The following is an 18,387-nucleotide window of genomic DNA, read 5'->3' on the forward strand; positions in this document are numbered from 1 at the left end:
AGAAAGTACAACAATAAAAATTGCTGCATGAAATTAAATTAATATATTAGATAGTAGAAAAAAAAATACACAATGAAAAAACTTTACTTAGCTGTAATGCTGTTTGTTACAGTTCTTGTTTTTGGACAAATTAACTATAGTGTTACCCCAAATCCTTTTGCTGAGACTAATCAGATTACCCTTACCATACCCGGAGATCAGATCGATGAATCGGCCTGGGGAGTCGTTAATAATGCCGTATATATCTGGTCATGGTCATTGGATACAAACTTTGCAAACAGCCAGGACTGTCCCACTAACGGAAGCTGGAATGATTCCAATGACGCTAACCGATTAACTTATAATGCCGCGGCAGATACCTATTCACTGACTTTTACTCCAACGGTATTTTATAACAGAACGGGAATCGGAAGATTTGGGTTTTTATTAAAAGATAAATCAGGAAGTCATCAGACTTCAGATACCTTTATAAATGTAGGCATATTAAGCCTTAATCTCACAAATCCTTTACCGGGAAGTCTTACCACGATTGCATCGGGAAATTCAGTTGCTATTACAGCGACTACCAATGTAAATACAACCTTTCAGTTGAAAGCTAACGGCACGGTTGTAAACTCTACATCGGTTCCTTCTACCACATATTCTTATAATTACACCGTAACTGCAGATGCATCGATGGAGCTGATAGCAACCGATGCAAGTTCAAATTCCAAGAATGCAACATTCATTCTTCAGGTGCCAAGAAATGTTGTTTCCGAAGCCATACCAGGCTGGATAAAACAGGGAATTAATTATAATCCGACAGACAATACCAAAGTCGGTTTAGCGTTATATGCTCCGTTTAAAAATTTCGTTCATGTGATTGGAAGTTTTAACAACTGGGCTGTGGATGATGCTTATTTAATGAAAAGAGATACCACAAATCCGGATTTATACTGGATTGAACTGAGTGGTCTTACTCCGTCACAGCTGTATACTTTCCAGTACAGAACGAATGATCTTAAAAAAGTAGCAGATCCGTTCTCTCCTCAGATTTTATCTTCTTATGACGATCCTCAGATCTCTGCTGTTACTTATCCGAATTTGCCAGCTTTCCCTGCCGGACAGGGTTTTGAAGTTTCTATGTTTAAAACAGGTCAGACACCTTATAACTGGCAGGTTACCAATTTCCAGAGGCCGGCTAAAGAAAATCTGGTCGTATATGAGCTGTTGCTGAGAGACTTTACGCAGGAAAAAAACTGGCAGTCTCTGATCAATAAAATATCGTATTTAAAGAATTTGAATATAAATGCGATTGAGCTTCTTCCGGTAATGGAATTTGAAGGAAATCTTTCATGGGGATATAATACATCATTCCATTATGCTTTAGATAAAGCCTACGGAACGCCTGAAAAATTCAAAGAGTTTATAGATTTATGCCATCAAAACGGAATTGCTGTGATCTTGGATATTGCATTCAACCATGCAACAGGGCGTTCTCCATTGGTGAGATTATGGAATGTTGATCCGGACGGAGACGGTTATGGAGATGTAGCGGCCAATAATCCGTACTTTAACCAGGTTCCAAAACATTCTTACAATGTTTTCAATGATTTCAACCACACAAGCACAGCAACAAAATACTATGTTGAAAGAACGTTGCAGCAATGGCTTTCGGAATACCATGTTGACGGTTTCCGCTGGGATCTTACCAAAGGTTTTACCCAAAGCTGTACTGAAAACGATGAAGCCTGTACCAATGCTTACCAGCAGGACAGAGTAGATATTATGAAATATTATGCAGACAGACAATGGGCTGCAGATCCTAATTCTTATATGATTTTCGAACATCTGGGAACAGATTTAGAAGAACAGCAGTGGGCCAATTACAGAATAGCTGAAGGAAAAGGAGTAATGCTCTGGAACAAACAGACCGATCCTTATAACCAAAATACAATGGGCTATAAAGAAAACAGCAATTATGACAGAATGAATCATACTCTTCATGGTTTTACCAATATGAGTGCAGTAGGGTACGGAGAAAGTCATGATGAAGAACGTTTAATGTTTAAAAATCTTTCTTACGGTGCATTAAATGGCACTTATGATGTGAAGAATTTAAATACAGCACTTGACAGAATGAAAACCTTCGGGGCAACATTCTTTACCATTCCCGGGCCTAAAATGATCTGGCAGTTTGGAGAACTAGGATATGATTTCAGCATCAACAGATGTTCTGATGGTAGCATTAACAGCGGGTGCAGAACAGATGAAAAACCTGTTGCCTTCTCTCTGGGGTATGATACCAATACCAACAGAAAAGCGCTGTATGACACCTGGGCACAAATCATCAATATCAGAAATGCATATCCGGTATTCAAATCTAAAACTTATAGTGTAGAATCAAACAATCTTACCAATGATCCGGATGGACTTATTACAAGAATTTATGTATATGATAGCTCCATTACGACCGGTGTGAAAAATGTAGTGGTTCTGGCGAATTATGATACTTCGGCTAAGGCGGTCGTTCCTTATTTCCCTTACACTGGCCAGTGGCAGAATTTAATGGATAATACCGTTTCCACCATTGCGTCTACCACAGCTCCGATTACTCTTCAACCGGGAGAATTCAGGATCTTCGGAAATTATTCGGGAAGTTTATCAACTGTTGATGCTAATGCAGATCATAAATTATCATTACAGATTGCGGATAATCCGGTAAAAAATGGAATCGCAAAACTGATCTACCATAAAGTGAAAAATGGAGAGATTGTCATTTACGACATGAGCGGTAAGAAAATAGATTCTTTTAAGCTTAACAAGGAAAATGGGACCTATGAATTAAATGCAGGGTATCCGAAAGGAACCTATTTAGTTCATTTAAATTCGGAAAATGGAACAGCCATCCAGAAAATGATGATTAAATAACAATTGAAGAGACTGCTTTTAGCGGTCTCTTTTTTTATCTGGGCTGAATATCTTTTTATAATTAACCGTAATCGTATTGAATAAAAGGATATAAAATACAACGGTGATCATAAAATTATCAGGCAGAATAATTTCTGAAAAATGGAAAGTAAACATCTGCTTTACCATCTGAAGAACGGCAACCGGGAAATGCAGGATCCCTTTCCAGTTATATACAAGCTGGGTAATGATAAAATATAAGAGAATGGCATTATTGAACAGTCCATACAACAAAAGGAAGCTCTTTTTCTCTCTTGTTTCTTTTACCCAGTCAATAGGATTTTTTATGAAATTTTTGACTTCTGTCCCTGATTTTTCAAGTAAGTTGGGAGTGGAAGTAATGTCCGACAACAGCCAGTAGCCATCAGACCTTATAAATGGAATGATCTGTATAAAACTGTATAAAGTAATAAAATACGCCAGATACAACGAGGTTGTGTTTTGTGTAACCCAATAAAAGCCATAAAAGATCAGCATACACCATAGCTGCATATAGACTCCGGCTAAATTGGTAATGATGCGCTCTTGTTTATTGGCATGCCACACAGAAGAAATATTAGAATAGAGTACAGGAAATATAAAGTAAATTCCAAAACCAATTTCACCGTTTTTCCCGGTGAATTTTCTGCAGGCCGCAATGTGCCCCAACTCGTGCAGAAACATCGTTACCGTATACAGCATTAAAATCCATACCGGAGAAATATTGTTTAAAGAAGAGATAGGAGTGTTGAAGGCTAGAAATATTCCCGCCAAAGATAGAACTGGAAAAAATATCCAGAATAACTTTTTATTGAAGAGAAAGCTGATGAAGGAAGCTATTTTTCCGGCAAGAAACGGACTCAGTATTTTTTTTTGAAACTTAATGAAGCCTTTCGGAGCTTTGGCTTCCACGGATGAATCCTTAAAAATAGGAATGTCAGTAAAAATAGTTTCTATAAAACCTGTAAATTCATTTTCTGTTAATGTGTTGCTGAAATCCAAGTTGAATTTTTCCAGCGCCTCAGTATAGTTTTGCTGTGTTGAAAGAATATCAATCAAGCTCTTTGTATAGGCATTTACAATAAAATGGGCTCCGGAAAGTTCTAATATCCATTTTCCGGCTTGATAAGGAGTGATAACATAATCATTTCTGATAAGAGACATTCTAGTTGTGTGTAAGATTTAAAATCAACGCTTCATTTTGGGTAATTCCGACTATTGTTTCACTAAGCCATTGGCTGAGCTCACTGAAATGATACTCCTCCGCTATATTTTTTGCTGCAATAAAATGGTCTTTGCTATATCCTATAAGTTCTTCCGCAATTCCGGAAACGTATAGTACTCTTTCCTCAAACCGGTCTAAACCAGCTTCGTTGGAAAGATTGTTTTCTTGCATGAATTCTTCCACACGGGATCTCGCATACGTCCATTGATTGTTCTGAATGTCTTTTTGAAGATCTTCCAAATCATCATTCATCTGAATTCCCTTAAAAATTAAGGTGAAAATATCCTTTAACTTTTCAATACTATTTTTAGCTTCAAAGATCATATCCAGAGCAGTTATAGGAACATAAGCAAGGGTATGTTTTCCAACAGCATATTCCTCGAAATCCTGTAAAGTAAAAACAGGCTGCTGTGCAGTATTATATTTCTCTTTTAATAAAGTTAAATAAAAATGCTGGTTTTGTTTGTCGAGTTCATCCCAGAATTCAGAATGATTCGGAAAGATCTGAGTTAATATTCTTATGGATTCCTGATGGCTTTTTATGGCAAAAAAAGGTGTGTTTTGGCCGGTTTCGAACAAATGTTTATAGTTGTTTTCCCCATCAATCATCTTATCCATCTCTAACGTAAAATAACAAAAGTGTCCCACAAAACTCTTGAATTTTTGGAATAATTCTTCATCATGAATGTGGAAATTATCTTTTAGAAAATGCACCTGATTTCTAAAAAAATATAAAGAAGGTTTGTGAATATCTGTCATAGTTGGGTATTTAATGGTAAAAGTACCCGAGACAAGCCCAGGTACCTTTTAATTAATTCTGAAGAGTGAATATACTATGCACCACCTCCTCCTGTTCCAGGATCAGTTGGTCCAGTTCCACCTCCGCATGGAGGTTTTGGATCACATGGATTTGGCGTACAGTAGAATGTAAATTCTTTACGCTCTTCAAGTTTCTCAATAGAGAATTTAGCTAGCTTTTCATTTAAATTGCTCATAATAAAAAAAATTTATAAGGGTTAAAAAAGTATTATTTATAATGGTTTTGCAAGTATATTTAGTTTGTCTCCTGTTCCTCCGCCCCAGATAATTCTGTAATTATCGCCAGGAGCGTTACTGGAAGCAATTCCTGCTCCTCTCAGAATCACCGTGTAGCTGCCTGCCGGAAGAACCAATTCAGAACTTGGGCTCAGCTTAAAAGACCCGTTCATAGAATCAGTTGGTCTGTTGGCAAACGTAAGTCCGTCACCCATATAACTTGATGTGGTGTTGATTCCACTGGCAGCCGGAGCAGCTGTAAACGAGATAAGTGCTGCAATAGCTCTGTTTTTTCCATCAGTAATGGTTCCGCCTGATGCATTCAGTACATCAGCAGAAAGAGTGGAAGAAATATAAACTACCGATCTTTGTTGCAGCGTAAAAGATGCCGTCAGCAGCGTTGGGGTAAACTGATAAGTCTGAGTGGCTGTTACGTTTAATGTTGTGGCTGTTGTAATAGCATCTCCTCCCGGCTGTGTATAAGTTCCAAATGTTTCAAGTCCCTTTTTTACGCTGGTATCACCATTGCTGTCTACATACAAAGGTGCTATAGTGTCTGTACTTAAAACTGTTGGATTATTTGTCATATTAAGTCCGTCTATTCTGATTGTAGGAGATATTAAAGGAACTCCTGTCGTTCCTATGTTATCGTCAAGAACGCTGGATTTTCCGCTTACATGAAGCTTTTCCATAGGTTTGTCTGTCATAATCCCTACATTCTGCTGTGAGAAAATGTGTTGACTATATACTAGCAGCCCGGCTGCTAATACCATTTTGATAGTATTTTTCACGGTTGAAAAAATTTGTGATTGGATTATTACTGTACGGGAAACGCTACAATACTAATTGTATCTGTACCGCTTCCACATATAATTCTTAGTGGGGTTTGTGTTGCGTTCGTTGCTGCAAATAAGTTAACGTCCAGCGTATAAGTTCCTGCCGGAAGCGATAAGGTATCATCAGATGCAGTATAAAAAGTTCCTGTGGCATCAGTCGTGTTTACCGCATTGTTATAAGCACGTATAGATTCCCCAAAATAAGCATTGGCTGCCGTAGAAATTCCTGCAGGAGCTGCTGAAAACCTGAATCTTGTTCCCCAGGCTCTGTTAGATCCGTCAGTTACTACACCGCCGTCTGAAGCTCTTAAAAACTGAAAACTGGTGACTGTACTGAATTTAACAAGGCTTGGTGAAGTAAGCGTAAAATTAAATGAGCGTATGACCGCGTTTGTTGTTGTGCTTCCTGAGGTTTGGTTAATTGTAACTGCCGGAAGAATATAATCTTTTTCAGTATTTGATGTATTAATGGGATCTATGATTACCAAAGGCTTAACAAGAGCATTAGATAAAACAAGATCTCCTTTGTCGCTTACAGAAACAGGGCGAAGTTTATCTGTCGTAGACTGGTTGGTGTTGTTTAATCCGTCAACTCTTATAGTTGGACGCACAATATTTACTGAAGTTCCTGTAATAGCCGTTGAAGACGTGGTGCCGGAAATATGAAGTGCCTTTTGAGGAGTGGTGGTGGAAACTCCCACTTGAGAAAAGACGCTAATATTAAAAATGAAAATACCGAAAATTAATACCTTTTTCATCGTTTGTGTTTTAGTAATTGACTGGTGTGATGCTTATCATCATTTGCTGGGTGGGCTGGCTTAAACTGTTGACTGCGAAATTCATAGTGCTGTCCTGGGCATATCCGTAAAGCGTCAGCGTGTAATTACCTTTGGGAAGATAAAGCTCTTTTTTAGGTTCAATATAGAACTGGCCATCCAATTGGGCTCCACCGGTATTGGTACTGTGAGAGATGATTACCTGTCCGAATGCTGTATTGGTTGCAACTCCAGTCGGGGCAGCGGTAAGTTTGTAATAGCTGCCGAATAATCTGGCCTGCCCGTTTCTTAATAACAGGGAAGTAGAAGACGTAGGATCCGAAATATTATCTGTTGCGGCAATCCCTACTCGTGCTTCTACGTGTACGATGGAAGGATAATCCAGTGTGAAGGTCTGGCTGATGACTGCGCGCTCTGTACCTGCGGGAATAGCAGTATTTGGAAGCGATACGCTGGTGTAAAATTTATTGGTCTGTGTATTGCCGGCGATAACGAGAGTCCCGTTGGCATCAGCAAAAACTCTTTTAGTGGATGAGGTGCTTTCATGTGCAGGATTATTGGTGCTGTTTAATCCGTCAATTCTGATGATGGGCTGAGCTATTCCGGTTCCTGATCCTGATATTTGTAAAGCTTGTTGGGGAGCTGATGTATTGATTCCAATTTGGGCACAGCAGCAAACGCTAATTTGTATGGCTACTGCAGCCATATTTATTTTTTTACTTGTCATTTGTAGTGTGTTTTTTTTGCGTTTTCACTAATTGGTTATGGAGAGAAAACTTTGCAAATATAAATTCTTTTTTTATGGAATATTTATCTTTTAGTAAAAAAAAATAGAAAATCTATATATCTTTCTGTTATTCAGTGTGATAAATTTACATTTTGAATTGATTGATTATCAGTGTGTTTGGTTTTATCGAATTGTGATAAAGTTATCCATAAAACAATATATACCATATAATTAATGATATAAATTTTTATAGTTAGGATGAAAGTTTGTAAATTGTGAATATGATATTAGAATATATAATTTAAATTATTGTCTCTCAGTGAGAAAATTAAATCAATCTAAAAGCAATGTAAGTAGTTTTTTTCGATCATTGAAATAAAAAAAATAGAATTTACAACAACTTAGCTTTGAAAAAACAGCCACCATAAGAATTACGGATGTATTCTTTTGTATTTAATCATAAAAGACTTTCAAGGTCAGGTCATAAAGGATTTTAATTTGAATTAATAATTCTTATCTTTGCACCCACAAAATTTTCATAATGTCTAAATCATTAATTCCAAAATTAGAAGCTATAAAACAAAGATATAATGAGGTAGCAGACCTTATTATACAGCCTGATATCATTTCGGACCAAAAAAAATATTCTTCTTTAAATAAAGAATATAGTGATTTGGGGAAAATTGTTAAAGTCTATGACCAGTATAAAGGAGCATTAGATAACATTCAGGAATCTGAGGAGATTATTGCTGACGGATCAGACAAAGATCTTGTAGATATGGCCAAGGAGGAGAAAATGGAAGCTCAGGCTAAACTTCCTGGTTTAGAAGAAGAGCTGAAAGTTCTTTTAATTCCGAAAGATCCTACGGATGACAAAAACGTAATTGTAGAACTTCGTGCAGGAACCGGAGGTGATGAAGCTGCAATCTTTGTAGAAGATGTGTACAGGGCATATGCTATGTATTTTAAAACCAAAGGATGGAAACACGAAATCACGGATTCAAGTGAAGCATCTAAAGGATATAAAGAATTAATTATCAGAATTGAAGGAGACGGGGTATACGGAATCATGAAATTTGAATCTGGAGTTCACAGGGTTCAAAGAGTTCCGGAAACAGAATCTCAGGGTAGAGTGCATACTTCTGCAATTACCGTTGCTGTTTTACCCGAAGCTGAAGAAATAGATTTTGAACTAAACCCGGCAGATATTGAAATGCAAACTTCACGTTCCGGTGGAGCTGGTGGACAAAACGTAAACAAGGTTGAAACAAAAGTACAGCTAACGCATAAACCTTCGGGAATGGTTGTAATCTGTCAACAGGCACGTTCTCAGCTGGCAAACAGGGAATTGGCAATGGAAATGCTTCGTACCAAATTGTATGATATTGAAGTACAGAAAGCTGTGGGTGATATTGCTGCACAACGTAAATCAATGGTTTCTACAGGAGACCGTTCTGCAAAGATCAAAACATACAATTATCCGCAGGGAAGGGTGACAGACCATAGAATCAATAAGTCTATGTATAACCTGGATGCCTACATGAATGGTGATATCTCTGAAATGATTGATGCCGTGATTATGGCAGAGAATGCTGAAAAGATGAAAGGAGAAGAAGATAATTACTAAGACCGTAACACATTATACCAGGCTCTTGATTACCAAGAGCTTTTTTTTTGCTCCAAACTTCGGAAATATTTAAAAATTATTTAATACAGATTATGAGAATCTTTACAACTGTTTTATTAGGAATGTTTATTTTGTGTGTCCAAAATTTCGGTGCACAAACTCAAACCGTAAAGCCGGAAAAGGTATTTGGCCTTTATTTTAATGCTTTTGTACAATATGACAATACTGCGCTGGCTGAACTCAATAACTATGTAAGTCCGTTTTTAGGGAAAGAAAACACCTATACGATGGATCAAAATGAAGTGTTCACAAAAGAAGTGGATCAGTTTACAAAAAATTTTCTGTCCAATTTTCCGGAAGAAATAGCTGCTCAATCTCAAAATGAAGCAAAAGCATTCTTTACTAAAATGCTGGGCAACTTTAAAAATGCCACCTATTCCATAAAAAATATAAAAACAATACCTAATCAGCAGGCCGATAACCAGAATATATCTGAAGTTTCTGTTGAGGTAGCTTTTAAAGTTCCCTCAAAAATTGCAATACCAAAATTTAATGATCCCAAAAAGATCAGTGCAGAAGAGCTGAAAAAATACCTGAAAACTACGACGAAAGAATTGGTAGATGCAGATAAAAAAATAACGGTAATGCAGATTTTTAAACTGTACCAGAAAAAAGACGGTGAAAATATCTATTATTGGAATGGAGGTCCTGAAGAACTGGTTTGGAAATTGTACGAATTCTATTTTAAAAATTTTAATCCGGATAATAAATAAAGACATATAATATCAATGAAAGCTATTATCTTTAGAAGCTTTTTTACAGAAAATAATTCAAAATATAAATAATGAAAAATTTCAAGTTCTTCCTATGGATTATACTGGCATTAGTAGGTCAGAATCTTAGTGCCCAGACGGAAGTGAAAAAACCTGCTGATGTATTTGAAATGTATTTCAATACTTTTGTAACCAACGATAATGCAGCACTTGGCAGGCTTAATGATTACCTGAGACCCACGGTAGAAGGAAAGAACGCTTACGAGATTGATTTTAAAGCAACCTCAGAAGAAATGCTGACGGGAAGTGTCAGTCATTTTTTAACATCCTTTTCCAAAGATGCAGCAGATAACTGCAAGATAGAAGCAGAAGAGTATTTTAAAGCATTGATGGATAACTTTAAAAATGGAAGTCTTTCTATTAAAAGCGCAACCTTAATTCAAAACGAATATGTTAAAGAGCAAAAAATTGCTGAAATAATATATTCAGTAAGCTTTAAAGTGCCTTCAAAACTACCAGATATGCCCGGAACAGATACAAAGAAGATAAAACCTGCGCAGCTTAAAAAATATTTGGTTGAAGCTACTAAAAAATTCAAAAATGCTGATAAAATAGTAACAACAGAACAGAAATTCGCGCTATATCAGCTTAAAGAAACAGATGAAATTTACTATTGGAATGGCAGTCCTGATGAGATTGTTGCCGGATTAACCGATTTCTATTTTGAAAGCTTCGGTCCGAAATAATTTCTTGAAAAAACTTCATCATCAAAATAAAAAGTCCTGATTACCGGGACTTTTTTTATGTCATATACTTTACGTATTTTTGAGAAAATCGTTCGGTATGAATTTTAAACCTATCTTGTTAACGGCTGGAGTTCTATTTTCAGCGTCTTTTTATTCTCAAAAAATGAATTATCCTAAAGCATCAAAAGGAAACCAGACAGATATCTATTTCGGAACTGCTGTGACAGACCCTTTCCGGGATTTAGAAAATGACTCTGAACCTACAAAGAAATGGGTGGATGAAGAAGTGGCTTTCAGCCAGAACTATCTCTCAAAAATCCCCTTCAGAGATAAGATTAAAAATCAGCTGAAAGAAATATGGAACTATGAAAAAATTTCGGCACCTTCCAAAGAAGGAGATTATACGTACTATACAAAGAATGATGGTTTGCAGGCACAGGCAGTTTATTATAGGACAAATAATGCCAACAAAGCTACCGAAGTATTCTTAGATCCTAATAAATTTTCGGACAAAGGAACGACTTCGCTTTCCCAGCTGTCATTCAATAAAAAAGGAAATCTTGCCGCATATTCCATTTCTGAAGGGGGAAGCGACTGGAACAAGATTATTATTCTTGATGCTGTTTCCAAAAAGCAGATCGATGAGACCATTGTTGATGTAAAGTTCAGCGGAATTTCCTGGCAGGGTGATGAAGGATTTTATTACTCAAGCTACGACAAACCGAAAGAAGGAACAGTGCTCTCCGGAATGACGGATAAACATAAGGTATTTTTTCATAAACTGGGAACAAAACAATCGGAAGATAAGTTGATTTTTGGAGGTGATAAAACACCAAGAAGATACCTGAGTGCCGGAGTATCAGAAGACCAGAGATATCTCATTATTTCCGCAGCGAATGCAACCAATGGGAATGAATTGTATATCAAAGACTTAAAAAAGGGTGGTGATTTTGTGCAAATTAATACAGGATTTGACATCAATGCCAGCATCGTTGATACCCAAGGCGATGATCTTTTTATTTTTACTGATAAAGATGCCCCGAATATGCGTCTGGTAAAAACAAACATTAAAAATCCTTCTCCAGCCACCTGGAAAGATGTGATACCACAAACTGACAATGTATTGGGGATTTCTACCGGAGGCGGATATTTCTTTGCAACATACATGGTGGATGCTATCGATCAGGTAAAGCAATTTGATAAAACCGGAAAATTGATCAGAGAAATTTCTCTTCCCGGAAAAGGAAATATTTCAGGTTTCGACGGAAAAGAGAAGGAAAAAGATCTTTACTTTTCTTTCAGTAACTACATTACACCGGGAACAATCTATAAATTTAATATAGATTCCGGAAAATCAGACGTGTATCAAAAGCCTAACGTGAAATTTAATCCGGATAATTATGTTTCTGAGCAGGTATTCTATACTTCAAAAGATGGAACAAAAGTTCCGATGATGATCAACTATAAAAAAGGAATAAAGTTAGACGGAAAAAATCCTACTATTTTATATTCTTATGGAGGTTTCAATATAAGTTTACAACCTGCTTTTTCAGTAGTCAATGCGGTCTGGATGGAAAATGGAGGGGTATATGCTGTTCCTAACATCCGTGGAGGCGGTGAGTACGGAAAAAAATGGCATGATGCCGGAACAAAGATGCAGAAGAAAAATGTTTTTGAAGACTTTATTGCTGCTGGAGAATATCTTCAGAGTAAAGGCTATACTTCAAAAGAATATATGGCACTTTCAGGAAGATCAAATGGAGGTTTGCTGGTAGGTGCTACCATGACTATGCGTCCTGATCTGGCTAAAGTTGCTTTTCCGGGAGTAGGTGTATTGGACATGCTGAGATATAATAAATTCACAGCAGGTGCAGGCTGGGCCTATGACTATGGAACGGCGGAAGACAGCAAAGAGATGTTTGAATATTTAAAATCATACTCTCCGGTACATAATGTAAAAGCTGGAAACTGTTATCCCTCTACCATGATTATCACCAGTGATCATGATGACAGAGTAGTTCCTGCCCATTCATTCAAATTTGGGGCAGAATTACAGGAAAAACAGAATTGTAAGAATCCGATTTTATTAAGAATTGAGAAAAATGCAGGACACGGTGCCGGTCGGTCTACAGAACAGGTTATCGGTGAAAATGCAGACCTTATCTCATTTGCGTTATACGAAATGGGAATGAAAATCTAAATTTTAAATAACAAATATTAATCAGAATAGCTAATTATGTCAAAATTAGCTATTTTTTTTAACATTGTAATAGGTATAATTGTTACATTTGCCCCGGATATTCAAAATTTATTAATTCTATTCAATAGATCATTATGAAAAAAAGAATTTTACTAGTTTGCGCATTGGCAGCCGGTTTGGTGAGCTTTAATGCACAGAGATGGGAACCTGTCTCACAACAAACTTCTCAAATAAGAAAGGAAGTTGAGGTAAAGTACTCTTACAAAGTAGATTTGGCATCTCTTAGAAGTCTTCTAAAGGATGCTGTAGAAACAGGAAAAGATGCAAAACCTGTTATTATTTCTCTGCCAACGGTAGATGGAAAGATTGAAAAATTTGCAGTATACAGCAACCCTGTAATGGAGAAATCTCTTGCAGACAGGTACCAGTTAGGATCTTATCTGGGGGTCGGTATTGATGATCCATCTAAGTATCTAAGATTTAGTACATCTCCAACAGAAATGCAGTCTATGATTATCAAAGACGGAGTATTTCAATTTATAGAGCCTATTTCAACAGACAAGCAAACTTATGGTGTATTTTATAAGACCAAGAGAACAAATAGTGAGCAAGGCTTTGAATGTGGTACAAACGAAAAGAACGCTAAAGATATTGAACTATTAAAGGCAAATGGTAAAAAAAAGCTTTCTAGCGTAGGAATAACAAGCAGACCATCCATTACAAAATACAGAACATATAAATTAGCTTTGTCAGTAACGAGCGAGTATACAGCATACTTTGGTGGGGTTAATGGTGCAATTGCACAAATGAACAATACAATGACCAGAGTAAATGGGGTATTCGAAAAAGATTTCGGAATTAAACTACTTATTCAGGATATGCCGGGTATTGTATATTCTAACGCGGATTTAGATCCATATTCTGATGCAGATGATGGTGCAGGTGGTGCATGGAATGCCGAACTCATGAATGCTCTTCATACAACTGTAGGGGATGCAGCCTTTGATATCGGACATTTATTTGGAGCTTCCGGAGGGGGTGGTAATGCAGGTTGTATTGGCTGTATATGCAGTGATGATATGACTCTTGATCAGTACGGTTCTCCAGTTTCTTATAAAGGTTCTGGTTATACCTCTCCTTCAAATGGAGTTCCTCAAGGAGATTCATTTGATATTGATTATGTTGCTCACGAAATGGGACATCAGCTAGGAGGAAATCATACATTTTCAAACAGCACTGAAGGTTCAGGGGTTAATGTAGAACCTGGAGGAGGAACAACAATTATGGGATATGCTGGTATTACTTATGATAATGTACAGATGAGCTCAGATGCATATTTCCATTATTCTTCTATTGATCAGATATTAACAAATGTAGAAAATAAGTCTAGCTGTGGGGTTGCCTCAACTATTACGCTAAATACTCCACCTGTAATTACGGCAGTTCCAGCTTATAATATTCCTAAAGGAACGGCTTATTATTTGGATGCTTCGGCAACAGATGCTCAGGGTGATACTCTTAACTATACTTGGGAACAGTATGACAGTGTAGATGAAGATGCAACAATCTCTGGAGACAGTGGATGGGGTTATAACCCTCAGGGGGCTATCGCAAGATCTTTCTTTGGAACAACAAGCGGAAGAAGATATTTCCCTAGTCTGCCTTTGGTAATGAACGGTACTCTAACCAATAAACCAACATGGGAAACCGTTTCTTATATTCCTAGACAGCTTCATTATGCAGTTACAGTGAGAGACAATCATGCAATAAACCCTATGGTTTCTTCTACTGAAACAACTGTTACAGTAGGGAATGCAGGACCTTTTAAATTTAATGGTCTTACTGCATCTTCAGTATTGTATAACAATGTGATGAATAACATCCAATGGGATGCAGCGGGAACTACTGCAGCGCCTTATAATGTTGCTAACGTAAAAATTGACTATACAACTGATAACGGAGCTACATGGACGGATCTAGTTGCTTCTACAGCTAACACAGGATCTTATAATGTACAAATGCCTTCAGGAATAACAGGTGCTATTAAATTGAGAGTATCTGCAATAGGAAATATTTTCTATGCTGTTTCTCCTGCTGTTACAGTTGGTGCAGCACCTACATCTACCACAGCAGCACCTACAGGAGTTTCTACTATAGATACAGAAGTTTTAAAAACTACAGCTAGAATTTCATGGAATAGTATTCCTGGAGCTGCAACTTATTCAGTTAATTATAGAAAATTAGGAGCTGCAAGCTGGTCTAATACAACAAGTACAATTAATTCTGTAGGATTAACAGGTCTTGAAGATGAATCTTTTTATGAAGTACAGGTTGCGGGTGTTGTGAACAGTGTTCCGGGAACATATTCATCAAGCTATACTTTCAAAACGAAAGGTCTTAAAACGGGAGTTGATTATTGTATCCTGAATACTGGATACAATACAGTTGGAAATATTGGAAGAGTACAGGTTTCAAATATAACGTATACGGACACAAGCTTTAGATCATATAAAGATGTTAGCGAAAATCCGGATGCAGTGATTAAATTGTTAAGAGGATCTTCATATCCAATAAGTATCCTTGGTCTCTATCAGGGAGCTGCTGCGATGACTTATAATGTTTGGATCGACTATAACAGAAATGGGACTTTTGAAACCACAGAGAGAGTATATGCAAGTGCTGCAGTAAGCTACAGTCAAGTAAGTAATGGAGTAGGACTTAGAACTGTTACAGGTAACTTTACAGTTCCTGCAACAGCATATGCAGGTCTTAAGACAATGAGAATGAGAGTGGCAACTAATTATGCTGCAGCTTTGACAAGTGCTTGTGGATATCTTCCTAGTGGAGCAGGAAGTGTTATGGATTTTACGGTGAGAATTACCGATACGGTACTTGCTGTGGATGATGTAAAAACTACAAAATCAGAAGTTTCTATCTATCCTAACCCTGCTGATACTTTCGTAGAAGTTACCAATTTAAAAGGGAAAGCTGATTATAATATCTATAGCGCCGATGGAAGATTAGTTCAGAGCGGTAAAATAGATGGTAAGAGAATTAATGTAGCATCATTAATAAAAGGGGTGTATGTAATCACAATAAAAGATGAAACAAACACTTACAACCATAAACTTATCAAAAAATAACAGATCATATATCTTAATTAAAGGCCGGGCATTTGTCCGGCTTTTTCTGTTTGTAAATATCATAAATTCTGTGTTTTAAGTACAAATAGGGTTTGATAGGACACTATTAAATAGGAACACTTTTATATCAGGTCTGTTCTCTGAAATGTGTTTTCTCGTATCCGCTTAACATAAGTTTCATGTTTCATTCAAAAAAATTAACTTTACGGAGATAAAATTATTGGAATGCGAAAGACAATTTCTGTGAAAAAGCTGGACTTCAATGTGGAACCCAAAAACGGAGAAATCTATAGTTTTGAAAAAGACGGACTGGAATTAAAGTCGTCTTATACCCATAAAGACGTTACAAATGAATCTTTAACACAGACTTCCCCAGGAATTGCTCCTTACCTTAGAGGACCTTATTCTACGATGTACGTTCAGAAACCATGGACTGTGCGCCAGTATGCGGGATTTTCTACCGCAGAAGAATCTAATGCTTTTTACAGAAGAAACCTGGCTGCAGGACAAAAAGGTCTTTCCGTAGCGTTTGACCTGGCAACCCACAGAGGATATGATTCCGATCACGCAAGAGTGGTGGGAGATGTAGGAAAAGCAGGAGTAGCTATAGATTCCGTTGAAGATATGAAGATCTTGTTCAATGAAATTCCATTAGATCAGATCTCCGTTTCCATGACGATGAATGGTGCTGTACTGCCAATTCTTTCTTTCTATATTGTCGCTGCCGAAGAGCAGGGGGTAAAGCAGGAACTTCTTTCAGGAACCATCCAGAATGACATCTTGAAAGAATTTATGGTAAGAAATACTTACATTTATCCGCCGGCACCTTCCATGAAAATCATTGCCGATATTTTTGAGTATACCTCTCAGAATATTCCGAAGTTCAACTCGATTTCTATTTCAGGATATCATATGCAGGAAGCGGGGGCCACTCCGGTTCTGGAAATGGCTTACACACTGGCAGATGGTCTTGAATATGTAAGAACAGGAATTAAAGCAGGCATGAATGTAGATGATTTTGCACCCAGACTATCATTCTTTTGGGCAATCGGAATGAATCACTTCATGGAAATTGCTAAAATGAGAGCTGCAAGGTATATCTGGACCAATCTTTTAAAGCAGTTCAATCCCCAAAATCCAAAATCGCTAGCCCTTAGAACGCATTCCCAGACTTCCGGTTGGTCACTGACTGAACAGGAACCTTTTAACAATATTACAAGAACGGCTATTGAGGCGCTGTCTTCTGCATTAGGCGGAACACAGTCTTTACACACCAATGCACTGGATGAAGCAATTGCTTTGCCCACCGATTATTCAGCGAAAATTGCAAGAAATACACAGATCATATTACAGCAGGAAAGCGGAATCTGCGATGTTGTAGACCCGATGGGGGGAAGCAATCTTGTGGAAAGCCTTACCCAGCAGATGATCGAGGAAGCAATGAAGTACATCGATGAGGTAGAGCAGGAAGGAGGAATGACAAAAGCGATTGAAGCAGGAATTCCGAAAATGAGAATTGAAGAAGCGGCGGCCAAAAAACAGGCTAAGATTGATAGTGGTGAAGAGTTTATCATTGGAGTTAATTCTTTCAGATCCGCATTAAAGCAGGATGCCATTGAGATTTTAGATATTGATAATACGGAAGTGCGCAGAAAACAGCTTGAAAGGCTAGCTACCATAAAAGCAGGAAGAGATAATGAAGCAGTTGCCCAGATCTTAAATGAAATAAGAGAAAGTGCCAAAACAGGAAACGGAAACCTTCTGGCTTTATGTATTGAAGCTGCACGCAGAAGAGTCACATTAGGAGAAATGAGTGATGCAATGGAGGAAACCTTTGGAAGATATAAAGCCAATATCAGAACAATTTCAGGAGTATACGCTATGAATGCCGGAAAAAATGAATATTTTGAAAAAGCCCTTCATTTAACTCAACAATTTGAAGAACAGGAAGGCCGTAGACCAAGGCTGATGGTGGCTAAAATGGGCCAGGATGGACACGACAGAGGCGCGAAAGTAGTAGCAACTGCATTTGCCGATATGGGATTCGATGTGGATGTAGCCCCCTTGTTTCAGACTCCGGAAGAAGTAGCTAAACAGGCTGTTGAAAACGACATCCATATTTTAGGAGTATCCTCTTTGGCGGCTGGACATAAAACACTCGTTCCGCAGGTAGTGGAGGAATTGAAAAAATTGGGAGCTGAAGATATTACCATAGTAGTAGGAGGCGTTATCCCACAGCAGGATTATGAATTTCTTTACGCCAATGGAGCAGATTTCATCTTCGGACCTGGTACAAACCTTCCGAAATGTGCTGTTGATATCTTAAAAAGATTTTTGGAAGAATAACTTTCCAGATCAATACAAAATATCT

The 18,387-nt window shown here is 37.5% G+C and carries 13 protein-coding genes; 7 read left to right on the top strand and 6 right to left on the bottom strand.

Annotated elements, in window-relative coordinates:
- Window positions 1-72 precede the first annotated feature (72 nt).
- The gene (locus tag IW15_RS03265; protein WP_034709274.1) at window positions 73-2,910 is read left to right on the top strand and encodes an alpha-amylase family glycosyl hydrolase; all 2,838 of its coding nucleotides are present in this window, start codon (window positions 73-75) and stop codon (window positions 2,908-2,910) included.
- A gap of 18 nt (window positions 2,911-2,928) precedes the next feature.
- Here IW15_RS03265 and IW15_RS03270 read toward each other — a convergent pair whose 3' ends face one another.
- From IW15_RS03270 to IW15_RS03290, 6 genes are all read right to left on the bottom strand, one after another.
- Window positions 2,929-4,092, bottom strand: coding sequence for a hypothetical protein (locus IW15_RS03270; protein WP_034709275.1), 1,164 nt, complete (start codon window positions 4,090-4,092; stop codon window positions 2,929-2,931).
- Between the two features lies 1 nt (window position 4,093).
- Window positions 4,094-4,912: a hypothetical protein gene (locus tag IW15_RS03275; protein ID WP_034709276.1), complete on the bottom strand. Its 819-nt coding sequence runs from the start codon at window positions 4,910-4,912 to the stop codon at window positions 4,094-4,096.
- A gap of 74 nt (window positions 4,913-4,986) precedes the next feature.
- Window positions 4,987-5,148: a hypothetical protein gene (locus IW15_RS22695; protein ID WP_165585157.1), complete on the bottom strand. Its 162-nt coding sequence runs from the start codon at window positions 5,146-5,148 to the stop codon at window positions 4,987-4,989.
- Between the two features lie 36 nt (window positions 5,149-5,184).
- Window positions 5,185-5,979: a hypothetical protein gene (locus tag IW15_RS03280; protein WP_131368474.1), complete on the bottom strand. Its 795-nt coding sequence runs from the start codon at window positions 5,977-5,979 to the stop codon at window positions 5,185-5,187.
- Window positions 5,980-6,005: 26 nt separating this feature from the next.
- Window positions 6,006-6,782 (bottom strand): hypothetical protein, encoded by a 777-nt coding sequence (locus IW15_RS03285; RefSeq protein ID WP_131368476.1) that lies wholly within the window; start codon window positions 6,780-6,782, stop codon window positions 6,006-6,008.
- 10 nt (window positions 6,783-6,792) lie between these two features.
- Entirely contained in the window at window positions 6,793-7,527 is a 735-nt protein-coding gene (locus IW15_RS03290) for a hypothetical protein (protein WP_034709279.1), read from the bottom strand.
- Window positions 7,528-8,068: 541 nt separating this feature from the next.
- On the opposite strand from IW15_RS03290, the gene prfA reads away from it, so the two are divergent.
- The 6 genes from prfA (at window position 8,069) to scpA (ending at window position 18,362) form a co-directional block, all read left to right on the top strand.
- A complete protein-coding gene (prfA, locus tag IW15_RS03295; protein ID WP_034709280.1) occupies window positions 8,069-9,154 on the top strand; it encodes a peptide chain release factor 1 in 1,086 nt (361 codons plus the stop codon).
- Between the two features lie 92 nt (window positions 9,155-9,246).
- Window positions 9,247-9,927: a hypothetical protein gene (locus IW15_RS03300; protein WP_034709281.1), complete on the top strand. Its 681-nt coding sequence runs from the start codon at window positions 9,247-9,249 to the stop codon at window positions 9,925-9,927.
- Between the two features lie 71 nt (window positions 9,928-9,998).
- Window positions 9,999-10,673 (top strand): hypothetical protein, encoded by a 675-nt coding sequence (locus IW15_RS03305; protein WP_034709282.1) that lies wholly within the window; start codon window positions 9,999-10,001, stop codon window positions 10,671-10,673.
- 97 nt (window positions 10,674-10,770) lie between these two features.
- Window positions 10,771-12,873, top strand: coding sequence for a prolyl oligopeptidase family serine peptidase (locus IW15_RS03310; RefSeq protein ID WP_034709283.1), 2,103 nt, complete (start codon window positions 10,771-10,773; stop codon window positions 12,871-12,873).
- Window positions 12,874-13,007: 134 nt separating this feature from the next.
- A complete protein-coding gene (locus tag IW15_RS03315) occupies window positions 13,008-16,016 on the top strand; it encodes a reprolysin-like metallopeptidase (protein ID WP_034709284.1) in 3,009 nt (1,002 codons plus the stop codon).
- A gap of 225 nt (window positions 16,017-16,241) precedes the next feature.
- Entirely contained in the window at window positions 16,242-18,362 is a 2,121-nt protein-coding gene (gene scpA, locus IW15_RS03320; RefSeq protein ID WP_034709285.1) for a methylmalonyl-CoA mutase, read from the top strand.
- The last annotated feature ends 25 nt before the right edge of the window (window positions 18,363-18,387 follow it).

The sequence above is a fragment of the Chryseobacterium soli genome (genome assembly GCF_000737705.1).
Classification (GTDB): Bacteria; Bacteroidota; Bacteroidia; order Flavobacteriales; family Weeksellaceae; genus Chryseobacterium; species Chryseobacterium soli.

Excerpts from the sequence above, each read along its gene's own strand:
- IW15_RS03290 (WP_034709279.1), bottom strand. The coding sequence starts at position 7,527 with ATGACAAGTAAAAAAATAAATATGGCTGCAGTAGCCATACAAATTAGC.
- IW15_RS03305 (WP_034709282.1), top strand. The coding sequence starts at position 9,999 with ATGAAAAATTTCAAGTTCTTCCTATGGATTATACTGGCATTAGTAGGT.
- IW15_RS03275 (WP_034709276.1), bottom strand. The coding sequence starts at position 4,912 with ATGACAGATATTCACAAACCTTCTTTATATTTTTTTAGAAATCAGGTG.
- IW15_RS03310 (WP_034709283.1), top strand. The coding sequence starts at position 10,771 with ATGAATTTTAAACCTATCTTGTTAACGGCTGGAGTTCTATTTTCAGCG.
- IW15_RS22695 (WP_165585157.1), bottom strand. The coding sequence starts at position 5,148 with ATGAGCAATTTAAATGAAAAGCTAGCTAAATTCTCTATTGAGAAACTT.
- IW15_RS03300 (WP_034709281.1), top strand. The coding sequence starts at position 9,247 with ATGAGAATCTTTACAACTGTTTTATTAGGAATGTTTATTTTGTGTGTC.
- IW15_RS03270 (WP_034709275.1), bottom strand. The coding sequence starts at position 4,092 with ATGTCTCTTATCAGAAATGATTATGTTATCACTCCTTATCAAGCCGGA.
- scpA (WP_034709285.1), top strand. The coding sequence starts at position 16,242 with ATGCGAAAGACAATTTCTGTGAAAAAGCTGGACTTCAATGTGGAACCC.
- IW15_RS03265 (WP_034709274.1), top strand. The coding sequence starts at position 73 with ATGAAAAAACTTTACTTAGCTGTAATGCTGTTTGTTACAGTTCTTGTT.
- IW15_RS03285 (WP_131368476.1), bottom strand. The coding sequence starts at position 6,782 with ATGAAAAAGGTATTAATTTTCGGTATTTTCATTTTTAATATTAGCGTC.
- prfA (WP_034709280.1), top strand. The coding sequence starts at position 8,069 with ATGTCTAAATCATTAATTCCAAAATTAGAAGCTATAAAACAAAGATAT.
- IW15_RS03315 (WP_034709284.1), top strand. The coding sequence starts at position 13,008 with ATGAAAAAAAGAATTTTACTAGTTTGCGCATTGGCAGCCGGTTTGGTG.